Here is a 26,382-nt window from a genome sequence, read left to right as displayed (position 1 = left end):
TTTATACTTAAATTCATGACACCATTTAAACGTTTCTATAACTTATTGCAGCTCGATAAGCGCGATGTGTATCAAATTATCTTCTATGCTGCATTTGCAGGGTTAGTTAATCTTTCTCTGCCTTTGGGAATCCAAGCTATTATTAATTTTATTCAAAGCGGACAGCTGAGCGTCTCGTGGATCGTTCTCGTGATTCTAGTTACGGTTGGAGTTGGCTTTGGCGGAGTTCTAACGATTTTGCAGTTGCGAATTGTGGAGAATTTGCAACAGCGAATTTTTGTGCGCTCTTCTTTTGAGTTTGCGTACAGAATGCCTTTAATAAAATTTAAAGAAATGTACTCGGAATATGCTCCCGAAAAAGCCAATCGTTTTTTTGATACTTTAATGGTACAGAAAGGCACTGCAAAACTATTGCTTGATTTCTGCACCGCATTTCTTCAGGTTGGTCTGGGGATTATTCTATTGGTTCTTTATCATTCTTTCTTTATGGTAATTGGACTTTTATTTATTGTCATTTTATATGTCATTTTTAAATTTTCGTATAAAGATGGTCTGGAAACCAGTTTAAACGAATCGAAATTTAAATATAAAGTGGCAGCATGGCTTCAGGAAATTGCTAGAAATAGAGAAAGTTTCCGTAGAAAAGGAGCTTTTGAATATGCTTTGGAAAGAAATGACCAATATGCAACCAACTATGTAAATTACCGCGAACAGCACTTTCAGGTAATGAAGAAACAATATATTCAGCTGACTATTTTTAAAGTAATTGTTACTGCTGCCTTATTATCGATCGGTGGTTTTCTGGTAATTCACCACCAAATGAACATAGGGCAGTTCGTAGCAGCTGAAATCGTAATTGTATTATTAATCAACTCGGTAGAAAAAATCATCTTCGGATTAGAGTCTTTCTACGACGTATTGACTTCTGTTGAAAAAATTGGTCAGGTTACTGATATGGAAATTTCATGCATTCCTCAAACTTCAGATAAAACTGAAAAAGGAATCAATATTGAGACCGAAAGCATCAATTACCATTATCCAGAACACAACAAAAAATCACTGAAGAATATCAATTTAAAAATCTCTCAAGGAGAAAAAATCATTCTTACAGGGACAAATGGTGCAGGAAAAAGTACTTTGCTAAGATTGCTTTCGGGTGTTTTAGAACCAGAAAGTGGAGCAATGTACGTAACTGACAATTATATGAATCGTCTTAACGAAGACACATATAGAGCGCAGGCAGGGACATTCTTGCAAGGCGATACACTTTTTGCAGGAACAATTCGTGAGAATATTGTTTTTGGAAATGAAGAATTAAACAGCGATGATTTAAAATGGGCTTTAGATAATGTTGGCCTTACTCCATATATTAAAACTTTTGAAAACGGGTTGGAAAATCAAATTCATCCTGGAGGTCGTGAACTATCTGCTTCTGATGTTCAAAAAATTCTTTTGGCAAGAAGTATTGTGGGTAAACCGAATATCTTATTCTTAGAAGATCCAGTTGACAAAATGGACGATTTGACTTCGAGTAAAATTGTAGACTTTTTACTTTCTGAAGAAAATGACTGGACTGTTATTGTGACTTCTAAAAATGATATTTGGAAAAGCAAATGCAGTCGTATGATTACGATTGATGACGGAAAAATTATTAACGACATAAAGCTTTAATCATGCTCAACCTATCTAAAGATAACAACGTACTTATAACGCCGGGGCAATACAAATCGATTACAAGTGTTGCTCGTAGACCACATTACGCAATTTTAAATAAAGTCATAATCGGATTTTTGATTTTTGCTGTCTTATGCCTTTTCTTGCCTTGGACACAGAATATTTCAGGAACAGGTTCTGTAACGACTTTAAAACCAGATCAAAGACCACAGACTGTTCATAATGCCATTGCTGGACGTATAGAGAAATGGTTTGTAAAAGAAGGAGATTACGTAAAAAAAGGAGATACAATTCTTTTTATTTCGGAGATCAAAGAAGATTATTTAGATCCTAATTTGGTTAATAATACCAAACAGCAAGTAGATGCCAAAAAAATGGCTGTAGAATCGTATGGAGATAAAGTAAACTCTCTTGACGTGCAGGCGCAGTCGCTTAACACGGAAAGACAGTTGAAATTGCAGCAAGCGCAAAACAAAATTCGTCAGTCACAATTGAAAATAAAAAGCGACAGTATGGATCTTGTAGCAGTAAAAACTCAGCTTCGAATTGCAAAAACACAATTTGACCGTTCGACTGCTTTAAACAAAGAAGGTCTTAAACCGCTGACAGATGTCGAGCAGAAAAGATTAAAACTGCAAGAGTCAGAAGCTTATGTGATTACGCAGGAAAATAAATTGTTGAGCAGCAAAAATGAATTGATAAATGCAAAAGTAGAAATCAATAGAATTACTGCTGAATATGCTGAAAAAATATCAAAATCAAGAAGCGATAAATTTACTGCTTTAAGTACGCAATACGATACAGAAGCTCAGGTAAATAAGCTAGAAAACCAATATACTAATTACAGACTTAGAAACGGTTTATATTATATTACAGCGCCACAGAGCGGTTACGTAAACCGAGCTTTACTGGCTGGTCTTGGAGAAACGATTAAAGAAGGAACTCCTGTTGTGAGCATTATGCCTTCTAAATATGATATTGCGGTAGAAACTTACGTAGATCCAATCGATTTACCGCTTGTGCATCGTGGTGCAAAAGTTCGTGTTTGGTTTGATGGATGGCCTAGAATTGTATTTTCTGGATGGCCAGGATTATCTTATGGAACTTACGGAGGTAAAGTTGTAGCGATAGAAAACTTTATAAGTCCGAACGGGAAATACAGAATTTTGGTTTCACCAGATGGAGAAGATCGTCACTGGCCAAAAGAATTGAGTATTGGTGCAGGTGCGCAAAGTATTGCATTGCTAGAAACCGTTTCGGTATGGTACGAGATTTGGCGAAACTTAAATGGTTTTCCGCCAAACTATTATAATTCAGGAGAAAAAGAAGATAAAGGAAAGGAGAAAAAGTAAAATGAGAAATCTTGTAAAATTGTTTTCTTTCTTAATACTATTTTGTTTTTCTACACTTCATAGCCAGAATTTTAATCAAGAGGAACTTACTTTTATCGAGTACTTGGGATATGTAAAAAAATATCACCCGTTGGTAAAACAAGCCAATCTTGAAGTGACAAATGCTCAAGCAAAATTGATGATGGCTCGAGGCGGATTTGATCCAAAACTGGAAGTAGATTACAATAAGAAAGAATTTAAAGGCACAGAATATTATTCGTTATTAAACAGCAGTTTCAAAATTCCGACTTGGTATGGAATTGAAGTAAAAGCAGGTTTTGACGATACAAGTGGAGACTATTACAATCCGCAGAACAAAACTCCAGAAGCAGGTTTAACTTCGCTTGGAATTAATGTTGCTCTAGGTCAGGGAATGTTTATTAACCAAAGAATGGCCGATGTTCGCGAAGGAAAACTTCAAGTAAAACTGAGCGATGCACAGCGAAAATTGAGAGCAATTGAAGTTTTATATCAAGCAAGTGAAGCTTATTTTGAATGGAGAAGAAGTTATAACGAAGCAGAATTGTATAAAAACTATTTAGGTTTTGCGAGCACTCGTTTTGAGGGGGTTAAAAAACTAATTGCAGCGGGAGATTCGCCAGCAATTGACAGCGTTGAAGCTAAAATTACCGTGCGAAATAGAGAACTGAATGTTGAAAACGGAAATTTGAAATTAGCGAAAGCAAAATTGAAACTGGCCAATTTTTTATGGATTGAAAATGTTCCGGTTGAATTGGGAGATTTGGTAAAACCAGAACAAAATCTAATTCAGACCATTGAGGAAACTTTGAAAACAGATGCCATGATGGTCGATGTTGAATCATTAGACTCTCACCCAAAGATTCAATCTTTAGAAACTAAAATGGATATTTTGGAAGTCAACCGCCAGCTGAAAGCCAATTCATTGCTTCCGAAAATAAATGTGGGCTACAATTACATTTCAGAACCCAATTACTGGAATAATTTCAACGCCGATGATTATAAGTTTAACATCGATTTCAGTTTCCCGATTTTCTTGAGAAAAGAACGTGGAAGTTTAAAAATGGCTAAACTAAAAATTCAGGATATGCAATATGATATTGGACAGCAGCGATTGGAACTTAAAAATAAAATAAAAGCGCAGCAGACAGAAATTGCTTCGTTAAGAAAACAGAAAATCGTGATCGACAATCTTGTACAAGATTATATGACGATGCTGAATTCAGAAGAAAAATTATTCTCATTTGGTGAGAGTTCGATTTTCTTAATCAATTCGAGAGAAAATAATTTGGTTAGCGCAAAATTGTCGCAAATAAGTTTAGAGAATCAGTTTTATCTGTCGAATGCCGAATTGTATAAAATATTGGCAAATCCAGATTAATACGTAATCAGATATGCAGTTTGCAATGACTGTACTATATTAATTTTCATAATTTAAATTTAGAAAGCTTCAGAATCATCTGAAGCTTTTTTATTTATGCAATTAATTCAAACTTCTTTTTAAATTTGGCTAAAAAGAAACAAATTAAATCATGAAACAAGCGATTGTAAATGCTGTTGTGCATACAGGTGACGAAATAATTGAAAATGGAGTTGTTATTATTGAAAACGGAACTATTATTTCGGTGCAGAAAGAAATCCCAAATGATTTGGAAAAAATCGATTTGGGAGGCAATCATCTTTCAGCAGGATTTATAGATATTCAGATCAATGGCGGTGAAAAGTATTATTTCAGCCAGACTCCAAACGAGGAAACCATTCAGGATATTTATGATGCAAGTATGAAATACGGCACAACACACGTTTTACCTTGTTTGATTTCTTCTTCAAGAGAAACCATTTTAGAAGGAATTGAAGCCGTTCGCAATTACATGGAAAAGCATAATAATGGTGTGATCGGAATGCATTTAGAGGGACCATTTTTAAATCCGTTGCGACGTGGTGCTCACAGCATTGATCAAGTTCGAAAACCGACTAATGCTGAGCTTGAAGAAATTATCGAAAAAGGAAAAGATGTTATTAAAGTAATTACAATTGCTCCAGAATGTTTTACAGAAGAACAATTGAATAAACTGATTGAAAGCGGAATTACCATTTCGATCGGACATTCGACCATAACTCATAAAGAAGCGCAACCTTATTTTGCTAAAGGAATAAATCTGGTAACGCACTTATTTAATGCCATGACACAGTTTGGACATCGTGAACCAGGTTTAGTTGGAGCCGTGTTTGAAAATGAAGCTGTTTATGCGCCAGTTATTCTAGACGGTGCACATTGCGATTATGCGGCGGCAAAAGTGGCTTACAAATTAAAAAAGGATAAATTCTTTTTAATAAGCGATGCTACTTTTTTAGGACGAAAAGTAGCCAATTTTAAATGGGATAATTTTGATGCTCATTTAGAAAATGGTTTTTACAGAAATGAAGACGGCAATCTGGCGGGAGCTACAATATCTATGGCAGAAGCGGTGCAAAATGCGTATAATCATCTAAATGTTTCTGCAGATGAAGCCATAAAAATGGCTACTATAAGAGTAGCTTCTGCAATTGGTATGCAAGATAGAGTGGGAAAAATTAAATCTGGATTTCCTGCCACTTTTGTTAAATTCAATGCTGATTTAAGCGAAATAGAAACCCTTTAATTTTTCTTAAACCAACTTACCTATTTTATATGATTGAAGAAAACGACTTTTAATTTTCAATAAATTAAAAGAATGTAAAATCATTTTAGTTGGAATTGGTTTCGCTTTTTTGTGGTCGATGAACCTCTGACTTTATATACGCTTTTTGGAGTTATTTTAGTTGTAGTAGGATTATACATCAGTATTTCTTCCGAAAAACTAAAAAAAACAAATTAGAAGAAGCAGTATATAATAGTCTAAAAACTAACCTTTAGATATTTTTAAAACAAAAAAAACGATTTTTAATATATTTTACCTTCATACTTTTCTTGCAATACCTATGATTTTAAAAATCATATTTATAGTTTTGCACCATATTTTTAACCCCAAACCTACTTACTTACTATGAGAAAAAACACTCACTTTTTTGTATTTGCCCTACTGGCAAGTATTATTTTTGGCTGTAGTGACGATGGAGATTCGTACAAACCAAATTATCTAGCAAGCATAGATTTAACAGCTTTGCCAGCAGAAAATCATCCGATGACCATGTTTGCCGATGACGAAGATCCAGCAAGAATGTACGACAAAACAGATCGCTGGTTTAGAGTAAACGAACCGTTTCAAGTTATTCAAAAAGGAAAAGATTCTGTACAAATTTCGCTTTATTCTCCAGTTGGATTAACAGACGTAAAAGTGTATGCAAAATTGCCTAATTACGATAAAAAGTTTTTGCTTTATAGTTTTTCAAAAGTTCCTGCTTTTCACCGTTCTTTTCATAAAATTCCTTTAACAGAGCAGAAAAACGATTATTTGCTAGAAACAGGAAATACAGTAACAATCGATAAAATTGAAGGGTTTTCATCTGGAGCGATCGAGTTTTCTGTAGAATCAGATGATCCTTTGTTTAAACAATTCAAAAAGATAAAATCTAATCATTTGGTTCAGTTTCATGACGGATACCACATTAATGATTTGGGTAAATATCTTCCGATGAATCCTGCATTGGCAAAAGAAGCGATTACAATGATTATCAACTATTCTTATGCATTGAGCCATCCACTGTATTACAGTACATTCACCAATTTTGACAAGTACAAGCAAGAACAGGCAGCAACGGCAGGAACGGGCATAAATGGCGCGTTAAACTGGCACGGAAATGCAGATGATGTAGATGGTGTTTACGATTATTATTCTAAAGAAGAAATTGAAAAAATATATTGGAATTATCTAGATAAAAGAACGCTTTGGATGGCAATGGTTGGAGGCGATTCTGCTTGGGGCGGAGGAAATCTGGCATCGCAGTGGGAATCAGGTTATGTAAGAGGACATTGGCTAGGAGAAATGTCGGTTTGGTCTCACGAATATTCGCATCATATTGGTTTCAGCCATAGCAGTAACTTAGCAAATAGCGGAGAAGGCGGTGGACAGCAAGAAATGCTGACTGAATTTTATAAGTATTTAATTTATTTAAATGATCTTCCTTTTACAGATCCAGATGTTTTAAAAACATATGAGAAAACAAATTATGTAACAGGAACTTATAAAAAACCAGTATTTAAAATTGACCCTAAAAATTCATTTTTAGTCAAATATAAAGGCGAAGGAAAATGGAACTAAAATATAAACTACACATGAAACATATTCTGCCCCTAATTTTAGCACTTTGTTTGTTTACAAATTGCAGTAAAGACGATGCTGCATCTAAGGATTATACCTATTATTATCCGACTGAGGAAGCTTCTATTACAAACGAAAATATTCCAGGTAGCACAGAAGCATTTGACCCGAAAGGAATCACTATTGCAAATGAAAAATTGTATGTGATTAACGGAAATGTATTAGAGATTTTTAATGCTCTGACTTTAGAACATATTAAAACAATAAAAGAATATAAAAAAGGAAACACAACTATTGCGCTAACAAGTTTAACATCGGTTTCTGTTGATGCTGGCCGTATTTATGTTGGCAGTACAGAATCGAGATTATTTGTTTTTGATGAGATTACAAATGCTGGAATTAGCACTGTTGGAAATGGTCAGTGGTGGCAGACTTTTGTTCATGTTTTTGGCGTAGTAGCAAAAGACGGATTGGTGTTTGTAAAAGAAAAAGAAAAGAGCATAAAGGTTCTTGACGCTACTCAAATTACAGAAACAAGCGATTGGAATTTAAAGCCTATTGCCAAATTGAATACGTTAAACGGGTATACAGAAGTGTATTCATTGGATGTTTTTGATGGAAATTTGGTTGTGGGAGGAAGAGATGCCAAAAGCTATTTATACTATAATATTGCCAATATTAAAGCCAATGCAGCAGCTTCGTTAACCACTCCTATAGAGCCAGAAAAAGTGCAATTTGTAGACATTAAGCCAATTGCAGTATCTTTTAGCAAAGATTGGGCAGTTACTTCAGAAAATGTTGGAAGTGCCTCTTATTTAAAACTATATCCAAAAGACGAATTCATTAAAAAGAATTATAAAGCAGCTTTAAGCGTTTCTGATATTTTAGGACAAAATGCTTTTGGAACTATTGTTGGAACAGCGCAACTTAACGATCGTATCTTCTTATCTGATAATACCAATAAAAAAATCAGAGTAATAAAATTGAATAAGTCGGTAATTGCAGAACAGAACAACTAGTTTTTTTTAAATTCCAATATTTAAAAATCCAAATTCCAAAGAATAAAAATTCCAAATTCCAATCTCGAAGTCTCGGGCAAATTGGAATTTGGCTTTTTTTTGAATTGAAATAAAATTCGGCATTTCAAATTTGGAATTTGGATTTCCAAGATTCGAATTTAAACTAAGATTGGAATTTGGAATTTAAAACTTAGATTGGAATTTGGGATTTCAAAAAAAAAGCCTACTAGATTGATAGGCTAATAAAAGTTTTAACAATTTATAGCTTAAAATTGAAAATAACTATTTAAATTTGCACTCGCTATGAAGAAACAGAACCAGAAAATGAATAATTATTATCGTCGCAGTATGATGTGCTGTGGTGCTGTTATGGTGTTTATTGATCTGGCTTAATATATAAAATGATAAAATTTATTTCGAAAACGCCTTTCAACTAATTAATGGAAGGCTTTTTTGTTTTTTAAACTGTAAAGAATGATTGAATTAAAAAATGTAACCAAAACTTTTCATCAGAAAGACAGAATTGTAGCTGCTTTGTCTGATGTCTCTCTAAGGGTTCCTCAGGGGAAAATTTTTGGTGTAATTGGAACTTCCGGAGCAGGAAAAAGTACTTTGATTCGCTGCGTGAATTTGTTGGAAAGACCAACTTCTGGCGAAATTATCGTTGACGGAAAAGCTTTGATGCAGTTGTCAAATGCTGAATTGGCGATTGAAAGAAGACAAATCGGAATGATTTTTCAACATTTCAATTTACTTTCTTCGAGAACGGTTTTTGAAAATGTGGCTTTTCCGCTAGAATTGGCTGGAACGCCAAAAACCGAAATCAAAACTCGCGTTTTAGAATTATTGCAATTAGTCGGATTGGCAGAAAAAGCCAATGATTATCCAGCAAGTCTTTCGGGAGGACAAAAACAAAGAGTTGCCATTGCAAGAACTTTGGCTAATAATCCGAAAGTTTTACTGTGCGATGAAGCGACAAGCGCGCTTGATCCTGCAACAACGAGATCGATTTTAAATTTACTGAAAGACATTAACAAACGTCTTAACATTACGGTTCTGCTGATCACACACCAAATGGAAGTGGTAAAATCTATTTGCGATGAAGTAGCGGTAATCAGTCACGGAAAATTAATTGAGCAGGGAAGTGTGGGCGAAATCTTTGCAGACCCAAAACATGAACTAACAAGAGAATTTATTTCTTCTTCGCTTCATATCGAAGTTCCGTCTGTTTATCAGGAAAAATTACAGAAAGAAGACAATGGAAATCTGAATCCGTTATTGAAACTGGAAATGACAGGAAAATCGGTTAACGAACCTGTTATCTCAGAAGTTTCAAGACTTTTTGATACCGATTTTAAAATCGTTAGCGCACAGATGGATCAGGCTGGCGAAGTGAATTTTGGTGTAATGCTGATTGAACTTTCAGGGAAACGCGAAAATTACGATGCAGCAATTCAATATTTTAATTCAAAACATATTAAAACAGAAATTATAGGTTATGTCTGATTCTCTTATAGATTTATTGTTAAAAGGAACATGGGAAACCATTGTTATGACTTTTGTATCGGGCTTTTTCGGGTTTTTGTTGGGACTTCCAACAGGAATTTTATTGTTCTTAACTCGTAAAAACCAGATTCTGGAACAGCCGGTTTTAAACAGAACATTATCGGTTGTGGTAAACGTTTTTCGTTCTATTCCATTCATTATTTTAATCGTTTGGATGATTCCGTTTACACGCGCTATTGTTGGGACTTCTATTGGTGTGAGTGCCGCTTTGGTTCCTTTGAGTATTGGTGCAGCACCGTTTATTGCCCGTTTGGTAGAAAATAGTTTGCTAGGCTTACCGTCGGGATTAATCGAAGCAGCGAGAGCATTGGGTGCAACTCCTTTACAAATTGTGTACAAAGTATTATTGCCAGAAGCTTTGCCTTCTTTAATCAATGCAGCATCAATAACTTTAATTACTCTTGTTGGATATTCTGCAATGGGAGGAGCTGTTGGAGCAGGTGGTTTAGGACAAGTTGGGTATCAATACGGATATATTGGTTATGATGCCGTAACAATGAACTCGGTTTTGGCTTTATTGGTTATTCTGGTATTCGTAATTCAGTTTGCTGGAGACAGATTATCAAAACGATTCGATCATAGATAATCCTCAATTAATAATTTATAATTAACAATTTACAATTAGAAATATATGAAACTTAATATTTTTAAAACGGCTGGAGTTTTGGCTTTGGCGCTTGTTTTATCCAATTGCGGAAACAAAAAAAATAACGATCCTCATTTTATAAAAGTAGGTGTGGCTTCTGGTCCAGAACTAAAAGTGGCGGAAGCGGCTAAAAAAGTGGCAAAAGAAAAATACGGATTGGAAGTAGAATTAGTTTCTTTCAACGATTATGTTATTCCAAACGAAGCTTTGAGCCAGGGTGATATTGATGCAAATGCATTTCAGCACAAACCATATTTAGACGAGCAATCGAAACAAAGAGGTTACAAATTAGCCATTATCGGAAATACATTCGTGTATCCGATTGCTGGGTATTCTAAAAAAATAAAAAGCCTTTCTGAATTGAAAAACGAAAGCACAATTATTATCCCTAATGATCCAACAAACGGAGGACGTTCGTTATTGCTTCTACAGAAAAACGGATTATTGAAGTTGAAAGATGGTGTTGGTTTATTGCCAAAAGTAACAGACATTGTTGGCAATCCTAAAAACTTAAAAATCTTAGAATTAGAAGCACCTCAATTGCCTCGTGCCTTAGATGACCAAAACGTGTCTATTGCGATCATCAACAATACTTTTGCTTCTGCAGCAGGATTGGTTCCATCTCGTGATGCTTTGTTTGTTGAAGACAAAGATTCTCCTTATGTAAATTTGGTGGTAAGCCGCGAAGACAATAAAAACGAAGAAAAAGTAAAACAGTTTTTACAGGCTTTTCAATCTCCAGAAGTAGAAAAAGCTGCTGAACAAGAATTTAAAGGAGGAGCAGTTAAAGGCTGGTAATTTTTTTAAGTTAAAAGTTAAAAGTTATGAGTTATAAGTTAGGAGTGTTGCCTAACTTATAATTCATAACTCATTTTTTTTTGTTATATACGCACATATATTCAAACATAGCCCGTGGTTTCAACCACGGGAACCACGATGGTATTTCACAATTCACAATTCACCATTTACCATTAACAATTATATAAAACAATCTGTTGATTTTGTAATGCTTACGTTTTTTTATTGAATTAAATTAGAGTTCAATTTTTAAAGCAAAAGCCATGAGATCGATTTGGACAGGTTCGGTAAGTTTTGGGTTAATTAATATTCCAATAAAAATGTTTTCGGCGGTGCAGGAAAGCAGTCTGGATATGGATATGCTTGACGCAAAAGATCACGCTAATATCAAGTTTAAACGTGTTAACGAAAATACGGGTAAAGAAGTAGATTTTGCCAATATTGTAAAGGGATATAATCTGGAAGGTAAATATATTGTTTTGGAAGATTCTGATTTTGAAGCTGCAGACGCTATTAAAACCAAAACAATCGATATTGAAAGTTTTGCTTTCGAAAAAGAAATCCAAAGTATTTATTACGAACAGCCCTATTATCTCGAACCCGATAAAGGCGCCATGAATGCCTACGGGTTACTTCGCGATGCGCTCGAAGCTTCAGGAAAAGTAGGTGTTACAAGATTTGTACTGCGAAATAAAGAAAGTCTGGCAATTCTAAAACCGTACAAAAATGTCATTGTTTTAAACCGAATTCGATTTGAACAGGAGATTAGAAGTACGGCAGAATTAAAACTGCCACCAATGTCAAAAAAATCGACAAAAGAAATGGACATGGCCGAAAAACTAATCGATCAGCTAACGGAGAAATTTGATATTTCTGGCTTTAAAGACGAATATACCGCCAAGCTTTTGGATATCATTAAAAAGAAAGCCAAAGGAAAACCGCAAAAAGCAGCTCCAAAACTAAAAGTCGTGCACAAACAAAGCGACGATTTAATGGAAATGCTGAAAGCCAGTCTCGAAAACAAAAAGAAAAAATCGTCTTAACTATTTTGGTTATTTTCCAATTTGTGAATAATCTTTTTAATATTGGCGCCTTTCGATAAAACAGGTTTCCATAAATCGCCTTTTTTCTCAAATCGCTTCAATACATTTTTGATGGTAAATTGCGACGGATGCAGTTTATCATTTACCTCACTCCATTCTAAAGGCGTAGAAACTGTTGCACCAGGTTTTGGACGAACAGAATACGGCGCTGCCAAAGTTTGTCCGCGTCGGTTTTGTAAAAAATCGATGTACAGTTTATTTTTCCTTTTTTTGATGCTTCTGTCAATCGAAGTAATATCTGGCAGTCTCGAATGTACTTCTTTGGCAATTAATTCGGCTAGAATTTTAATAGAATCATAATCGTATTTCGCGCCAAGCGGAATATAAATATGAAGTCCAGAAGCGCCCGAAGTTTTGCACAAACATTCGGTTTCCAATTCGTCTAAAACTTCTTTTACAACCAAAGCAGTTTGAACCACTAGTTTAAAGTCGTCTTTTGCGGGATCTAAATCAATTACGAGCCAATCTGGATTCTGAATATGTTTTATGGTCGAATTCCACGGATTCATTTCGATACAGCCTAAATTGGCCATATAAAGGAGTGTTTCTTTATTATTGCAAATAAGATAATCAATGTTGGCATTGTTGGATTCTGAGAAGATTTTTTTGGTTTTAAGCCATTTCGGAATTTTATCGACATCAACATCTTTCTGATAAAAACTAGGAGAATCAATTCCGTTTGGGAAACGGTTCATCGATTCTGGACGATCTTTTAAATACGGTAAAATCAGTTCTGAAACTTCATTATAATATTGCACAATATCACCTTTTGTAATTCCATCTTTTGGAAAATAAATTTTATTCTGATTGGTAAGATGTAAGGTAGTTTTACCAACTTTTAAATCGTAATCATTCTCAGTTTTGTGTTTATTTGATTTTTCCATTTCAATTAAATTAGAACTCCCATTAACATCGTTTTCCAAATTGATTTTGCCATTGTCATTGCCATTTTCATTACCATTAAAATTCACTTCCTCAGCTTTTTTATCAACCCTTAATCCAAGATAAACAGGATGTCGCAAATGCTGATCCTGCGTCCATTCGGAAAATTTTACCTGACATACCACTTTTGGTTTCAACCATTGAATGGGATCGCGCAAAGAGATTTTTTCGTCAAGCGGAGATTTTTCGATAAAGTAAGGCTCGAGTTGAGTGTATAAATCTTTCAGTACAGCTTCTGTAAAACCCGTTCCGCATTTGCCAATATATTGCAGTTTTTTACCATGATATTGACCTAGAAGAAGCGCACCAAAATACTTTCTCGAATTTTTAGGTTCGGTGATTCCGATAATTATGGCTTCTTCTTCGTTTGCTGTTTTTATTTTGAGCCAGTTGGAACTTCTTCTATTTACGGTATAAGTACTGTCAGATTTTTTGGCAATTATACCTTCCGTTTTATTTTTAACTGCTTTTTCAAATTGTTTTATTCCGTCGCCAACGGTATGTTCAGAATAAAAAACATTCGAAAAAGGATATTTATTGAAGAGAATTTTCAGCAGTTCTTTTCGTTCCAAAAGCGATAATTCGGTAATCAGATTTCCATCCAAATTCAATAAATCAAAGACGTAATATTTGAGATTCCCAATTCCGGTTTTCATGTAATTTTGAAGCAGTTGAAAATCGGCTTTGCCAGCATCATTTTCCACCACAACTTCGCCATCCAAAACTACGTTATGATCTATTTGTTGTAATTCTTCGGCGATTGGTTTGAAATTATCAGTAAATGAAAGCTGATTTCTGCTGAATAAATCTACCTGCTGATCATTAATAACGGCAATCGTCCTGTAGCCATCGTATTTATTTTCGAAAACCCATTCGTCATCATCAAATGGCTTTTCGCTCACACTGGCAAGCATGGGTTTTATAAACTCAGCTATTTTAACTTTCGGATTAGACTTTTTTTTTGCTGTTTTTTTCTCAACTGTTTTTTCTTCTGTTTTTGAAGCCAGTTTTTCAGATTTTTCTATCAGCTGTTCCAAACTTCTTTTAGAAATAACCGATTTATTTTTTTCTAAAATATCTTCAGTAGAAGCATATTTATCATTTTTCTTGATTAAAAGCCAAGCATTTTCTTGTTTGCCATGAAGTTTAACCAACGAAAATTCGCCTTTGAGTTTTTTTCCTTTTAAAACAAAACTCAAACGTCCTTTTTCTAAATCGCTTAATAATTGTTTTTCGTCCGAAGCTGTTTTTTCATCTGAAGTATATGTTCCATTATCCCAAACAATCACATTTCCGGCACCATAGTTTCCTTCTGGAATTGTACCTTCAAAATCCTTGTAACTATACGGATGATCTTCTACCATCATTGCGAGACGTTTTACTTCAGGATCCATTGACGGACCTTTTGGCACTGCCCAGCTTTTTAAAACGCCATCCATTTCTAACCTAAAATCGTAATGAAGATGCGATGCGGCATGTTTCTGTACCACAAAAATTAATTCGTTAGCCGATTTTTCTACTTTTCCTTTTGGTTCACGGGTTTGTTTAAAATCTCTTTTTTGATGGTATTTAGACAGTGACATAATCTTTCAAAAGAATTAAAGTGGTTAATGAAATAGAGTAAAGCGCCGTTGCCGTGACAGCAAAAATAATATGGGCAAAGAACAGCTGAATATAATAACCTTTAAAATCAATTGGGGGTTGATGATCGGTCATTTTAAATATGATAATCCAGCTGAATATGCCAATTACACCACTGATAACTCCTAATATAAGAGCACTTAGTGGAGAAATTGGTAAAATATTCTTTACCCATACTATATGATATCCCATAACAAATAGAAAACCAATAATGTAATGTATTAGCCATCCCCAAGTTTTCTGAGATTCTTCGGAAAGGCTTGTATTTGTTTTTTTTAGAGCAAAACTCAATAAAACAGGTTCTTTATATAATTCTTTAAAATTTTCCGACATAGCATAACTAAACCAAGTCATAGCCGATGTTGCCACAATAGAAATTAAAATTACTTGTATAATGGTGTAAATCATATTGACCTTGTTTTTGAATTAAAAACTCTTTATCAAAGTTACTTTTAAAAAGGCTGTTTTATGTTATAGGATTAAAAAAAGCACTTATATAATTATCAGTAAAATATTGGTTTTCAAATATTTTAAGATTCGAATGTTATAACCGTTAAGTATAAAATTTAACTTGAAAACTAATCTAACTTTGGTTGTCTATTGTTTTGAAAAACCAAAACAATTTTGATATAATTATAAATTTATTTTGACAAGTGAAAATAGCGAAGACAATTATCACCATTTTGTTTATAAAAATATTAGGAAGACATCGTTTCTGGGAAATAGAAATAATACTGTAATAAATTGCAAAAATGGCTTTAGCAAAAGACATCCAATTTTTGTTTTATACGCATTTATATTCAAAAATAGCCCGTGGCTGAAACCACGGGTTATGTTTGAAATAGATATTCATTTTGTATCCTAATGGATGAAAAGATTAGAAACTATTTCTCTAAAATTATTTCAAGACATTCCCTCAAAATAGAAACTGCTTTTTCCATTTCATCTTTCTCTAAATGTCCAAATCCTAAACGGGTCGCGGTAAGATTTTTGGTCTGATATAAAATGGTCTTTGGCAGAAATAAACCCTGTTTGGAACATTCTTTTTGAAACTGAACCAGATTAAAATGATCCAGCCATTCGACCCAGATTGCCAGTCCTCTTGGCGGGATTTTAAACTTAATTCTATCTTTTAGTTTATCGTTAAGAATCGAAACAAAATGATCGCGTCGTTCTTTGTAGATTTTTTTATTTTTCTTAGAAAGACGATGCACTTCCCCCTCGGTAATCCATTCAGTAAGAACCTGTTCTTTTATGACATCTATTCTCGGTTCAAGAATATTTTGATGCTTTTCGAGTTCTTTGATAAATTCCGCAGGCGCGGCCACAAAACCATAACTGAATCCTGATGGCAATGATTTTCCGAAAGAACCGATATAAACCACTTTCTGATTGGAATCAAAAGCGGCTAAAGGCAAAACAGGATTATTATCGTAATGAAACTCAAAATCATAATCGTCTTCCAAAATCACAAATCCGTATTGGTTGGCCAATTCCAAAACTTCGATTCTTTTTTTAGCACTAAGCGAAATCGTGGTTGGATAATGATAATTGGATGTCAAGTATAAAACCCTAATTTTGGTTGTTTCGCAAATTTCTTTTAAACGTTTGGTGTCAATTCCGTCTTCATTTACCGGAATAGAAATTATCTGCGCTCCCGTATTGGTCAGCGTCATGTTTGACATATAATATCCCGGCGAAGCTACAACGACTTTATCGCCTGGAGCAATAAGTACTTTTGTTACCAAATACAAAGCAATTTCGTGACTGCTTGTCGTAAGAAGATTTGAAGTTGAAATACGAATTCCGCGAGTAAGATTCAGATAATTAGAAAAATGAGTTTTAAAATTCGAATGCGAACGCAATTCTATCTGCTCGTAGGTTTTAGAAGTTTTTCTTCTCTTTAATTTCGAAACATATAATCTGGCTAAAACATCGGTTTGAGCTAATCTTAAATCAGGCATTCCGTCATTAAATTGATACGGCAGATTACTGATTTCTATTGGGCTTTCAAGAATAGTCGAACGCTGAAAACTAAAGCCAATATTATCTTGAGAGACATTTTGTTCTTTCGAAAGAATAAATTCAGCTTTGTTTTTTTGTTTTTGCTGAGATAAAATAAAAGTTCCTTTGTTCGGAAGTGTTTCAATCCAGCCTTGCGATTCTAAATCCTGAAAGGCTTTGATTAAAGTGTTTCGGTTAACAGAAAGCACTTTACATAAAATTCTGGTACCGGGAAGTTTGGTGCCTTCGGGAAGAAAATCCGTTTGTATGGCTTTGATAAACTCAAAAACAAGCTGCAGATAAATAGCAGTGCTCTCTTCTGGTTTAAGCTGAATAAAGCTTTTAAAAGGAATTTCAACCGGACTATCCATAATTTATAAACTGACACTTTTTATTAGTACGGCAAGATACTGCTTTTCTTAAAATTTTTAGAAAAAAAGAAAAGTGATCTTACCTAAATAAGTGCTAGAACGATGACCAAATCAAACTATTAAGTCCGGCTGAAATATTTTTTATTTAATGAATAAGATGCAATTAATCCGTTGACTGAAATTGAACAAGCATTTAACTGCGTCATTTTTTTCTGCGAAGTTTATGCTAAATATTGTGATTATATATTCTCAAAAACAATTCATTCCGTAGGAATGTTTCATCGGTAGAATTTAATTTGGATTGCGGTTATACGTTCCGTAGGAACGTTTGATTGGTAAAACGGAACGCTGTTATATAAAATCAGGTGTTCCTCTGGAACACAATGCAAAATGATATATTCTTTTTCTACCGACCAGATATTCCTACGGAATATTAAATTGTAACTCGTTGTGGTAATTCATTATAATATTAATTACACTTTAAAAATCAGTTTCTTTTTGTAGAAAATCCATAAGATAAACGACCAGAAAAGAGCATAAGATAAAGCATAAGCGAGTGATGCATTTAATGGGTTTTCAAAACAAGGAACAATTCCGTGGTTATATATATACGCTTGAAGTCCAATTTCTTCGCCAGCTTTTTCAGGATCGGCTACTTTTATGCCACTTAAAACTCTAGGAATTATTCCGGAAAAGAAAAATACGATCATCGGATTTACACCCCAGATCAGGAATAATTTCGTCCATTTTTTATGTCCTTTAATATCGATTATATAATACAAAAGCGTTAAACATAATGTTGCAATTCCGGCAGTATACAGAACATAAGAACTTGTCCAAAGCGATTTGTTAATAGGGAAGAAGATGTTCCAAATTAAACCTCCAATTACTAAAGCAGTTCCTGCAATGGCGGTCTTTTTTACGATTTCTATTTTATCAACAGACAAGTTTAATAGTTGACCAATGTACATTCCTAAAATTCCAGTTCCAATGGCTGGCAAAGTGCTCAAGATTCCTTCTGGATCCCAAGTTTTAGATGAAGCCCATAAATGCCCATTTAGAAGCGTATCGTCTATCCAAGCGGCAAGATTGGTTCCTTTATCAAAATTGGCAGGACCAAATCCGGGAACGGGAACAAAAGCCATTACAAGCCAATATCCAACTAAAAGCCCTGCTAAAACCAAAAGCTGTGTCTTTAAATTAGTCTTTAAATACAAAATAGAAGTAAAGAAATACACAATGGCAATTCGCTGTAAAACACCTGGAATTCTCGTGTCTTCAAAATGTTCAAGTCCGCTAAATGATAATGAAATAAGGATTAGAAACACACCAATGGCAAGAATGGTTTTGACTTTCATTGAAAAGTTTCCTAAAAGGGTATACGCAACCGCAAAAGCAATTATTAATCGCAATCCTAATAACGGAATTCCTTCTAAACCAAATAAATGAATTCTGCTGAAAACACTTAAAAACAATCCTAAACAGAAAATACGAAGCGATCGAACTAAAATTTTATTGAAAACACTTCCGTCAAAATGTTTTACAGGCATTGCAAACGGAATAGCCGTTCCCATAATAAAAACAAAAAACGGGAAAACTAAGTCAGTAGGCGTACAGCCATGCCATTCAGCATGTTCCAAAGGCGGATAAATAGATGACCAGCTTCCCGGATTATTGACAATCGTCATTAAGAGAATGGTAAATCCTCTAAAAACATCGAGTGAGGTTAAACGTTCTTTTGTCATTGGGTTGATATTTTAGATAGGGTTAGAATTTTAGAATATAGAATATAGAATATAGAATATAGAATATAGATTTTGAGATTTTTTGGTTTTGGATTTTGGAATTTAAAATTTGGAATTTTTATTTCATTATCGCGTCTTGAATGATCTGTTGAATTTCTTCTCTGATTTTTCCTTTGGCTAATTTATTTTCGTCATTCACTACTTCTGGATAGGTTCTGTTGGATAGAAAAACATATACAATTTCGGTTTCTGGATCTGCCCAAGCCATGTTTCCTGTAAATCCTGTGTGACCAAAACTTGCTTCAGAAACACAGTCGCAGGTTGGTCCGCCTTTGTGCACTCTTTTGTCAAATCCTAAGCCTCTTAGAACGCCTTGATCTTTGTAATAACACGTATTAAAAGCATCAAAAGTCTGAGGAGAAAAATATTGAATTCCGCCGTAATTTCCTTTTTGCAGATAAAGTTGCATCATTTTGGCAACATCCATCGCATTAGAAAAAATTCCTGCGTGACCTGCAACTCCGCCTTCCATTGCCGCGGCCATGTCGTGTACATAACCTTGAATGACTTGATGTCTGAAATAGTTATCAATTTCAGTTGGAGCAATATTACTTTTGTTAAATTTATCTAGCGGATTATAAAGCGTATTAGTCATTCCTAGAGTGCTGTAGAAATTTTCTTGACTCAGCTCTTCTAATTTTTTATGTGTTTTTCTTTCTAAATATTCTTTTAAAATGATAAAAGTAAAATCGCTGTATTTGTATTCTTTTTTCAGAGCTACAGGACTTTCAGCAATGATTTTCATAATCGTATCATGATAATCGTTTCGAATATAAAGATTGTCGGCAACTTTTGTTGTAAAACCGTTTTCGGCTGCTTTTCGATAGTATTTTTCAGAAGGCTGATTGTTGCTGTCTAACGTCGCTTTGTAAAACGGAATCCAAGCTTGAAGTCCTGCATAATGATTTAGGAGATCTTTGAAAGTGATGTTTTCTTTGTTTGTTTTAGCAAAAAAAGGCAACATATCTTTCAGTTTGGTATCCAGCTCTACTTTATTTTTATCATACAATTGCATCACATTTGGTAGTGTCGAAATCATTTTTGAAATCGAAGCCACGTCGTATAAATCTGAATCGGTTACTTTCTTGCCATTATCATAAGTTTGGGCTCCGTACGATTTCTGAAAAATTACATTTCCTTTTCTAGCCACCAAAACCTGCATTCCAGGCGCCATTTTTCCATCAATTGCTTTTTGTGCCACAGCATCAATTTTGGATAAAATTGCCGGATTCATATTTACATTTTCTGGAGCTGTAAAAGCAAGACGATTTAGTTTTTCGGTGGTCAAACCATCATTTACATGAAAAGCATCATTGATTGAAACAGGCAATTTTCCTTTGGCTTCAACAGCGCCAAAAAGCAATCCTGCCGAAACAACCTGACTAATATCTGAGTTTTGATACGAAACCACCAATCCTTCAATATCATCAAAATTGTTGATTGATAGTAACGAATATGGTTTTGCAAATATGTCCAAAATCACTTTGTTGTGTTTTGCAATTTCTTTCAGCCAAAGCATTTCTTGTAATGTGAATTCTTGTTTTTCCCAAGCTTTATTTACTTTATGATAGCTGATAATTACCTTGTCAAATTTTCTCAATTCTTTATTCAGACTGTCAAGATTCGTGTCTTTCACTTCTGTAATTTCAGTATATTTTTTTAGCGTAGAAATAAAAGCGCTGTTCGTGTCTTCGCCTAGTTTTACGTAAGCAATTTTTTCACTTAAATCTTTTATCGGAAGAATTTCTTTTTCGTTTTTTAAAACCGTAATCGCATTTTCATACAACTTATAATGCAAAGCATCATTTTGCGACGGATTCAAATCATTGTATAAATTGTTTAAATCGATTGGTTTGTATTTGTTCAGTCCTGCTTTGTATTTAAAATGAAGAATTTTTTTAACAGAATGTGCCAATCGTTCTTCTGTAATTACTTGTGTATTGTAAGCCTCTTCCAATTTCTGAAAAGCAACTGGTACATTTTCTGGACAAAGGAGAATATCGTTTCCTGCTAAAATAACAGCGATTTCTAGATCTCCAGGACCTTTAAAATTGGCTGCGCCTTTCATCGCCAAACCGTCTGTAAAAATTAATCCGTTGAAACCTAATTCTTTTTGAAGCAGATTGGTCACCACATTATATGAAGCCGAAGAAGGGCAATTTGGCTGTGATTCTAAACTCGGAATATTAAGGTGCGCCACCATAACAGAAGCCAGGCCTTCGTCAAACAGTTTCTTGTACGGATATAGTTCGACCAATTCCATACGTTCTTTAGAAAAATTAACGGTAGGCAAGGCGTGGTGCGAATCGGTTGAAGTATCGCCATGTCCAGGAAAGTGTTTTCCGGTGCAGAAAACGCCATTTCCTTGTATGCCTTTCATTAAAGCAAGAGCTTTTTCGGTTACATTGACTTTATCTTCGCCAAAAGAACGGTTTCCGATAATTGGATTTTTCGGATTGGTATTAATATCCAAAACAGGAGCAAAGTTAAAATGAACGCCGATTCGTTTGTTTTCGGCTGCCATATTTCTTCCCACATTTTCGATTAAACTTAAATCTTGAATAGCGCCCAGAGTCATATTCCAAGGATAACGATACGTTGAATCTAATCGCATGGCTAATCCCCATTCGGCATCAATTCCGATCATCAAAGGAACTTTAGCTTTCGATTGATATAAGTTGGTTAATTTCGCCTGACGAACTGGCCCGCCTTGAAAGAAAATAACGTTTCCTATTTTATAATCTTCAATTAATTTGCTGATCTGATTAACATGTACAGAATCTTTATTGGAATAGGCAGAAACCATAAACAATTGCCCGATTTTTTCCTGTACGGTCATTTTACTGTAAATGCTGTCAACCCAAGCCGTTTCTTTATCAGAATCTTTAAAGAAGGTTTTTTTCTCTGAAGTATTTTTGGGTACGTAAACAACAGTGTCTTGTAAAGGAATATTCTTTTTATCATCTGTTGCGCCATTATTTTTTTTGGATGCGCAATTGGTAATTAAAAATATAAAAGCGGCGTATAAACTGATTTTTATGAATGAATTTTTCATATAATTTTTTTTTAAAATCAATTTGAGTTTAATACACTCAGACTCAAATTGATTCATCAATATTGATGTACTGAATTAGAAACTTATTTCTTTCTCACTGCGCGTACTAGTAACAAATAAACCTAAATAAGTAATTAATCCGTTTAGTATAATTAATTCATTATCAAAAACATATCCTGCAAATAAAACTTTAGAATATTCATTGATAAAATAAGTAAACAATGGAGAAAGCAAACAGATAAACGGAACCAGTTTGTCGTTTACATGTCTTGATTTTTGGAATAAACCAAAAGCGTATAATCCTAATAATGGACCGTAAGTGTACGAAGCAACTTTAAAGATCATTCCTACGACTGAACTATCATTGATTGAGTTGAAAATTAGGATGATAAAAAAGATTAAAATAGAAAAACTGATATGCACTAAATGTCTAATTTTTACGGTGTTTTTCTTATGGCTGTTTTCCGCTTTGTCCATTCCTAAAAAGTCAACACAAAAAGAAGTCGTTAAGGCTGTTAGGGCAGAATCTGTAGTAGCAAATGTTGCTGCAATAATTCCTAATAAAAACACGATTGCAGGAATAAGTGCTAAATGATTTAAAGCAATTTCAGGGAAAAGCAAATCGGTTCTTGGTTTTCCGGTAACTAAATCGGTTGGAACTGCAATTCCGTTTTTGTTTGCATAGATGTATAAAAGTGCTCCGACGCTCAAAAAGAAAATATTGATTACAACAAAGATTCCTGTAAAAGTGAACATGTTTTTTTGTGCTTCGCCAATGTTTTTACAGCTTAAGTTTTTTTGCATTAAGTCCTGATCCAAACCTGTCATGGCAATGGTTACGAACATTCCGCCCAGAATTTGTTTTACAAAATGAAATTTACTTCCAAAGAAATCATCAAAGAAAAAGATCTTAGAATAATTACTGTTTTTCACTTCTTCAAAAGCGCTAATGGCACTCAAATCCATACGATCGCAAATGAAATAAATAGTAAGGAAAACAGAAGTTACAAGGAAAAACGTTTGTAAAGTATCTGTAATAATAATTGTTTTTAATCCGCCTTTATAGGTATAAGAAAAGATAAGCAGCAACGAAATTAAAACAGTAAAGGCAAAAGGAACATGATAAAAATCGAATACAAAACGTTGTAAAACAATTACCACCAAATACAATCTGAAAGCAGAACTTATTGTGCGGCTAATTAAGAAAATAGAAGCGGCTGTTTTATAGCTGAAAAAGCCCATTCTTTGCTCAATATACCCATAAATCGAAGTCAGATTCATTCTATAATACAAAGGCAGCAAGAGTTTTGTAATGACAATAAATCCAAGCGCATTTCCTAAAACAAACTGAAAATATTTAAATTGTTCACCGCTTGGTGCGCCAACTTCTCCAGGAACAGAAATAAAGGTTACTCCTGAAAGAGCCGTTCCGATCATTCCGAAAGCAACTAAATACCATTTTGAATTTTTATTGGCAGTAAAAAAGGCTTCATTTCCACTGTCTTTTCTGCTGACTCTGTGTGATATATAGAATAATGTTCCGAAATAAATGATAATAAGGAGAAGGATGGTACTTGGTGTCATTTTATAGTTTTGGTGTTTTTTTTGGTTTTTATAAATAATTCAAATCAGAAATTTTTTAATTGACCTAACAGATTTTACTCTGTTAGGTCGGTGTTAAAAACTCCAAAAAATGAATTTATTCAGCTTTTGAATTTGTATAAATCTATAAAAAGATTTTGATAGTGTGGTTTTAGTTTTCCTGATTTTTGTTGTGAGCTGAAAGTACAGCTCTAACGCTTTTATGTGTGTGCAGTAATTCTTCGGCAACATCGTATTCAATGCCAAGTTCTTCCATGATCATCTTGATACCGCGTTTAACCAATTTTTCGTTAGACAGCTGCATATCAACCATTTTATTGCCTTTTACTTTTCCTAATTTGATCATTACCGAAGTAGAAATCATATTCAAAGTTAATTTTTGAGCCGTTCCTGCTTTCATTCTTGTACTTCCTGTTAAGAATTCAGGCCCTACAATTAATTCAATCGGATAATCGGCTTCTTGAGCAATAAGTCCGTTACTGATGCAAGAAATACTTCCTGTTTTAATATTGTGTTCTTTAGCTTTTTTAAGAGCTCCTAAAACGTAAGGCGTATTACCAGACGCAGCAATTCCGATAATCATATCTAAGCTCGAAATTTCGAATTTTGCTAAATCCTTCCATGCTTGTTCGGTGTCGTCTTCAGCATTTTCTACCGCTTTTCTAATGGCAGTGTCCCCACCAGCAATGATTCCGATAATCATATCATGCGGAACACCAAAAGTTGGCGGACATTCAGATGCGTCTAAAATTCCGATTCTCCCAGAAGTTCCAGCTCCAATATAAAATAATCTTCCGCCCAGCTGCATTTTTTTTACAATGGCCTTAACCAGTTTTTCTATTTTAGGAATCTGTTCTTCAATAATATGCGGAACTTTTTTGTCTTCTGTATTAATGTTTGTAAGAAGTTCTTTCACGCTCATTTGATCCAAGTCTTTGTACAAAGATTCTTGTTCAGTTTCAGGATTTTTATTTTTCATTTTTCTTTTTTTTGATTTTTGAAACCGAGATTTTTCTACTATCAGGCTTCTCTATTTTACATTAATAGTTTGATATTTTTATCTAGAATAGAATTTAATTTTAAAAACATAGAAACACAGGTTTTGATTTTTGTTTAAAAAGGTAACCAATCTTTAAAAAGCAAACCAAAGAGAACTACATTTCTGCATAGCAATATATATGTGTGTGTTTATGCTAATGAAACGCTTTTGTGTAAGTCTATCAAAGTCTATGTTTCTATTGTTTAAAAAATTAAGTCTAAAGGAACTGAATTAGAAATATTATTTATAAATCAGGTATTTTGTTCGCATTTTTTTGAAAGCTTCAAGATCTTTCTGCCAAGTCTTTCTTATCTGAGCTTCAGAAACACCGCTTTCAATTTGCTGCTGTAGTTTTTTTGTTCCAGCCAGTTTGGTAAAAAATGCGTTGAAGAATTTTGTTTTGTCGCTGGTATTGTGGTACGCTTTAATAAGCCATTTCAATTCTAATTGCTTCAATTTTGGATATGCAGTTAAATCTTCACCAAAACATTCTTTTCCATTGTATAAAGGATCTTTTGCGCCAAAATTGGGTTTCGGAGTAAAACTGAAATTGCTTTTGGTTAAATATGGAGAACCGTAGATTTGAAATTGTTTCTCAGTTCCGCGTCCCATACTCACATTTGTTCCTTCAAAAAGACATAAACTTGCGTATAAATTTATAGACTGGTCATTTGGCAAATTCGGAGACGGTTTTACCAATAAACTATAAGGCATTGTTCTGTTGTAATCTACACAAGGAATTATGGTTAGTTTGCATTGAGCGCCATCTTTTAACCATTTTTCACCATTTACCATTTGCGCATATTCACCAATTGTCATTCCGTGAAGGAGCGGAATAGGGTGCATGCCGACAAAACTGGTAAATTCTTTTTCTAAAAGCGGTCCGTCAACAATAGAACCATTTGGATTTGGACGATCAAAAACAATAAGCTGAATATTGTTTTCTGCACAAGCTTCCATCACATAATGCAAAGAAGAAATATAGGTATAGAAGCGTGCGCCTACATCTTGCAAGTCAAAAATCATGACATCAATTCCAGATAACTGCGCTGGTTTTGGTTTTTTGTTGTCGCCGTAGAGTGAGATAATTGGCAGACCTGTTTTCGGATCTTTTCCGTCAACGATATGTTCGCCGGCATCGGCTGTTCCTCTAAATCCGTGCTCGGGAGCAAAAATATTCTGAACAGTAATTTTTTTCTCCAATAGAAAATCAACCACATGCGTTTTATCAGATAAAATTCCGGTTTGGTTGGTTACAATTCCAACTTTTTTATCTTTTAAAAGCGGTAAATATTTTTCGTAATTGTCTGCACCTGTTTTTATAACAGCGTTGTTAATTTCTGCTGAAATAACGTTTTTATCTGGCTGAATGGTTGCAGAATATGACGGGCTATAAAACAGAAATGCTGTAACAAAAGCACTTTTTGCTATAAATTTTATCATTTTAATACAGTTATTAGTTAGAGACAAAATGGACTAATAAAATTAAGATTTTATCGGAGTATA

At 34.2% G+C, this 26,382-nt stretch carries 18 protein-coding genes; 10 read left to right on the top strand and 8 right to left on the bottom strand.

Going from position 1 to position 26,382, the window contains the following annotated elements:
* Positions 1–15: 15 nt before the first annotated feature.
* From SOM12_RS02130 to SOM12_RS02085, 10 genes are all read left to right on the top strand, one after another.
* A complete protein-coding gene (locus SOM12_RS02130) occupies positions 16–1,671 on the top strand; it encodes a peptidase domain-containing ABC transporter (protein WP_320492221.1) in 1,656 nt (551 codons plus the stop codon).
* A 2-nt stretch (positions 1,672–1,673) separates the two neighbouring features.
* Entirely contained in the window at positions 1,674–3,026 is a 1,353-nt protein-coding gene (locus SOM12_RS02125; protein ID WP_095929012.1) for an HlyD family secretion protein, read from the top strand.
* Between the two features lies 1 nt (position 3,027).
* A complete protein-coding gene (locus SOM12_RS02120; protein ID WP_095929011.1) occupies positions 3,028–4,425 on the top strand; it encodes a TolC family protein in 1,398 nt (465 codons plus the stop codon).
* 151 nt (positions 4,426–4,576) lie between these two features.
* Complete coding sequence (nagA, locus tag SOM12_RS02115) at positions 4,577–5,686, top strand: N-acetylglucosamine-6-phosphate deacetylase (protein ID WP_320492220.1); 1,110 nt, start codon at positions 4,577–4,579, stop codon at positions 5,684–5,686.
* 384 nt (positions 5,687–6,070) lie between these two features.
* Entirely contained in the window at positions 6,071–7,285 is a 1,215-nt protein-coding gene (locus SOM12_RS02110) for a hypothetical protein (RefSeq protein ID WP_248727745.1), read from the top strand.
* Positions 7,276–8,304, top strand: a complete 1,029-nt coding sequence (locus SOM12_RS02105) for a hypothetical protein (RefSeq protein WP_320492219.1) — start codon at positions 7,276–7,278, stop codon at positions 8,302–8,304. The genes SOM12_RS02110 and SOM12_RS02105 overlap by 10 nt, the downstream gene beginning before the upstream one ends.
* A 474-nt stretch (positions 8,305–8,778) precedes the next feature.
* Complete coding sequence (metN, locus tag SOM12_RS02100; protein WP_320492218.1) at positions 8,779–9,810, top strand: methionine ABC transporter ATP-binding protein MetN; 1,032 nt, start codon at positions 8,779–8,781, stop codon at positions 9,808–9,810.
* Positions 9,803–10,456 carry a methionine ABC transporter permease MetI gene (locus SOM12_RS02095; RefSeq protein ID WP_095929005.1) on the top strand — a complete coding sequence of 218 codons (654 nt, stop codon included), beginning with the start codon at positions 9,803–9,805 and terminating at the stop codon, positions 10,454–10,456. The genes metN and SOM12_RS02095 overlap by 8 nt, the downstream gene beginning before the upstream one ends.
* 45 nt (positions 10,457–10,501) lie before the next feature.
* Entirely contained in the window at positions 10,502–11,314 is an 813-nt protein-coding gene (gene metQ, locus SOM12_RS02090; RefSeq protein WP_320492217.1) for a methionine ABC transporter substrate-binding lipoprotein MetQ, read from the top strand.
* 263 nt (positions 11,315–11,577) lie between these two features.
* Positions 11,578–12,357, top strand: a complete 780-nt coding sequence (locus tag SOM12_RS02085) for a Ku protein (protein WP_320492216.1) — start codon at positions 11,578–11,580, stop codon at positions 12,355–12,357.
* On the opposite strand, the gene ligD is transcribed toward SOM12_RS02085, so the two are convergent.
* The 8 genes from ligD to SOM12_RS02045 all read right to left on the bottom strand — a co-directional run bounded on the left by ligD (position 12,354) and on the right by SOM12_RS02045 (position 26,319).
* Positions 12,354–14,942: a DNA ligase D gene (ligD, locus tag SOM12_RS02080; RefSeq protein ID WP_320492215.1), complete on the bottom strand. Its 2,589-nt coding sequence runs from the start codon at positions 14,940–14,942 to the stop codon at positions 12,354–12,356. The two genes, SOM12_RS02085 and ligD, sit on opposite strands and share 4 nt — an antisense overlap.
* Positions 14,929–15,408 (bottom strand): hypothetical protein, encoded by a 480-nt coding sequence (locus SOM12_RS02075; RefSeq protein WP_320492214.1) that lies wholly within the window; start codon positions 15,406–15,408, stop codon positions 14,929–14,931. The genes ligD and SOM12_RS02075 overlap by 14 nt, the downstream gene beginning before the upstream one ends.
* 476 nt (positions 15,409–15,884) lie before the next feature.
* Positions 15,885–17,375, bottom strand: a complete 1,491-nt coding sequence (locus SOM12_RS02070; protein ID WP_320492213.1) for a PLP-dependent aminotransferase family protein — start codon at positions 17,373–17,375, stop codon at positions 15,885–15,887.
* A 473-nt stretch (positions 17,376–17,848) separates the two neighbouring features.
* Positions 17,849–19,120 carry an acyltransferase family protein gene (locus tag SOM12_RS02065; RefSeq protein WP_320492212.1) on the bottom strand — a complete coding sequence of 424 codons (1,272 nt, stop codon included), beginning with the start codon at positions 19,118–19,120 and terminating at the stop codon, positions 17,849–17,851.
* A 118-nt stretch (positions 19,121–19,238) separates the two neighbouring features.
* A complete protein-coding gene (locus tag SOM12_RS02060; protein WP_320492211.1) occupies positions 19,239–22,235 on the bottom strand; it encodes a glycoside hydrolase family 3 N-terminal domain-containing protein in 2,997 nt (998 codons plus the stop codon).
* Positions 22,236–22,310: 75 nt separating this feature from the next.
* Positions 22,311–23,819 carry a sodium:solute symporter gene (locus SOM12_RS02055; RefSeq protein WP_320492210.1) on the bottom strand — a complete coding sequence of 503 codons (1,509 nt, stop codon included), beginning with the start codon at positions 23,817–23,819 and terminating at the stop codon, positions 22,311–22,313.
* A gap of 169 nt (positions 23,820–23,988) precedes the next feature.
* On the bottom strand, positions 23,989–24,816 hold the full coding sequence (gene murQ / locus SOM12_RS02050) for an N-acetylmuramic acid 6-phosphate etherase (RefSeq protein ID WP_250836957.1): 828 nt from the start codon (positions 24,814–24,816) through the stop codon (positions 23,989–23,991).
* A 300-nt stretch (positions 24,817–25,116) separates the two neighbouring features.
* Positions 25,117–26,319 (bottom strand): DUF1343 domain-containing protein, encoded by a 1,203-nt coding sequence (locus tag SOM12_RS02045; RefSeq protein ID WP_320492209.1) that lies wholly within the window; start codon positions 26,317–26,319, stop codon positions 25,117–25,119.
* Between the last annotated feature and the right edge of the window lie 63 nt (positions 26,320–26,382).

It is taken from the genome of Flavobacterium sp. CFBP9031 (assembly GCF_034044945.1).
Classification (GTDB): domain Bacteria; phylum Bacteroidota; class Bacteroidia; order Flavobacteriales; family Flavobacteriaceae; genus Flavobacterium.
This window is presented reverse-complemented; position numbering and strand designations above follow the sequence as displayed.

Coding starts and splice junctions, on each gene's coding strand:
- SOM12_RS02130 (WP_320492221.1), top strand. CDS start 16: ATGACACCATTTAAACGTTTCTATAACTTATTGCAGCTCGATAAGCGC.
- SOM12_RS02125 (WP_095929012.1), top strand. CDS start 1,674: ATGCTCAACCTATCTAAAGATAACAACGTACTTATAACGCCGGGGCAA.
- SOM12_RS02120 (WP_095929011.1), top strand. CDS start 3,028: ATGAGAAATCTTGTAAAATTGTTTTCTTTCTTAATACTATTTTGTTTT.
- nagA (WP_320492220.1), top strand. CDS start 4,577: ATGAAACAAGCGATTGTAAATGCTGTTGTGCATACAGGTGACGAAATA.
- SOM12_RS02110 (WP_248727745.1), top strand. CDS start 6,071: ATGAGAAAAAACACTCACTTTTTTGTATTTGCCCTACTGGCAAGTATT.
- SOM12_RS02105 (WP_320492219.1), top strand. CDS start 7,276: ATGGAACTAAAATATAAACTACACATGAAACATATTCTGCCCCTAATT.
- metN (WP_320492218.1), top strand. CDS start 8,779: ATGATTGAATTAAAAAATGTAACCAAAACTTTTCATCAGAAAGACAGA.
- SOM12_RS02095 (WP_095929005.1), top strand. CDS start 9,803: ATGTCTGATTCTCTTATAGATTTATTGTTAAAAGGAACATGGGAAACC.
- metQ (WP_320492217.1), top strand. CDS start 10,502: ATGAAACTTAATATTTTTAAAACGGCTGGAGTTTTGGCTTTGGCGCTT.
- SOM12_RS02085 (WP_320492216.1), top strand. CDS start 11,578: ATGAGATCGATTTGGACAGGTTCGGTAAGTTTTGGGTTAATTAATATT.
- ligD (WP_320492215.1), bottom strand. CDS start 14,942: ATGTCACTGTCTAAATACCATCAAAAAAGAGATTTTAAACAAACCCGT.
- SOM12_RS02075 (WP_320492214.1), bottom strand. CDS start 15,408: ATGATTTACACCATTATACAAGTAATTTTAATTTCTATTGTGGCAACA.
- SOM12_RS02070 (WP_320492213.1), bottom strand. CDS start 17,375: ATGGATAGTCCGGTTGAAATTCCTTTTAAAAGCTTTATTCAGCTTAAA.
- SOM12_RS02065 (WP_320492212.1), bottom strand. CDS start 19,120: ATGACAAAAGAACGTTTAACCTCACTCGATGTTTTTAGAGGATTTACC.
- SOM12_RS02060 (WP_320492211.1), bottom strand. CDS start 22,235: ATGAAAAATTCATTCATAAAAATCAGTTTATACGCCGCTTTTATATTT.
- SOM12_RS02055 (WP_320492210.1), bottom strand. CDS start 23,819: ATGACACCAAGTACCATCCTTCTCCTTATTATCATTTATTTCGGAACA.
- murQ (WP_250836957.1), bottom strand. CDS start 24,816: ATGAAAAATAAAAATCCTGAAACTGAACAAGAATCTTTGTACAAAGAC.
- SOM12_RS02045 (WP_320492209.1), bottom strand. CDS start 26,319: ATGATAAAATTTATAGCAAAAAGTGCTTTTGTTACAGCATTTCTGTTT.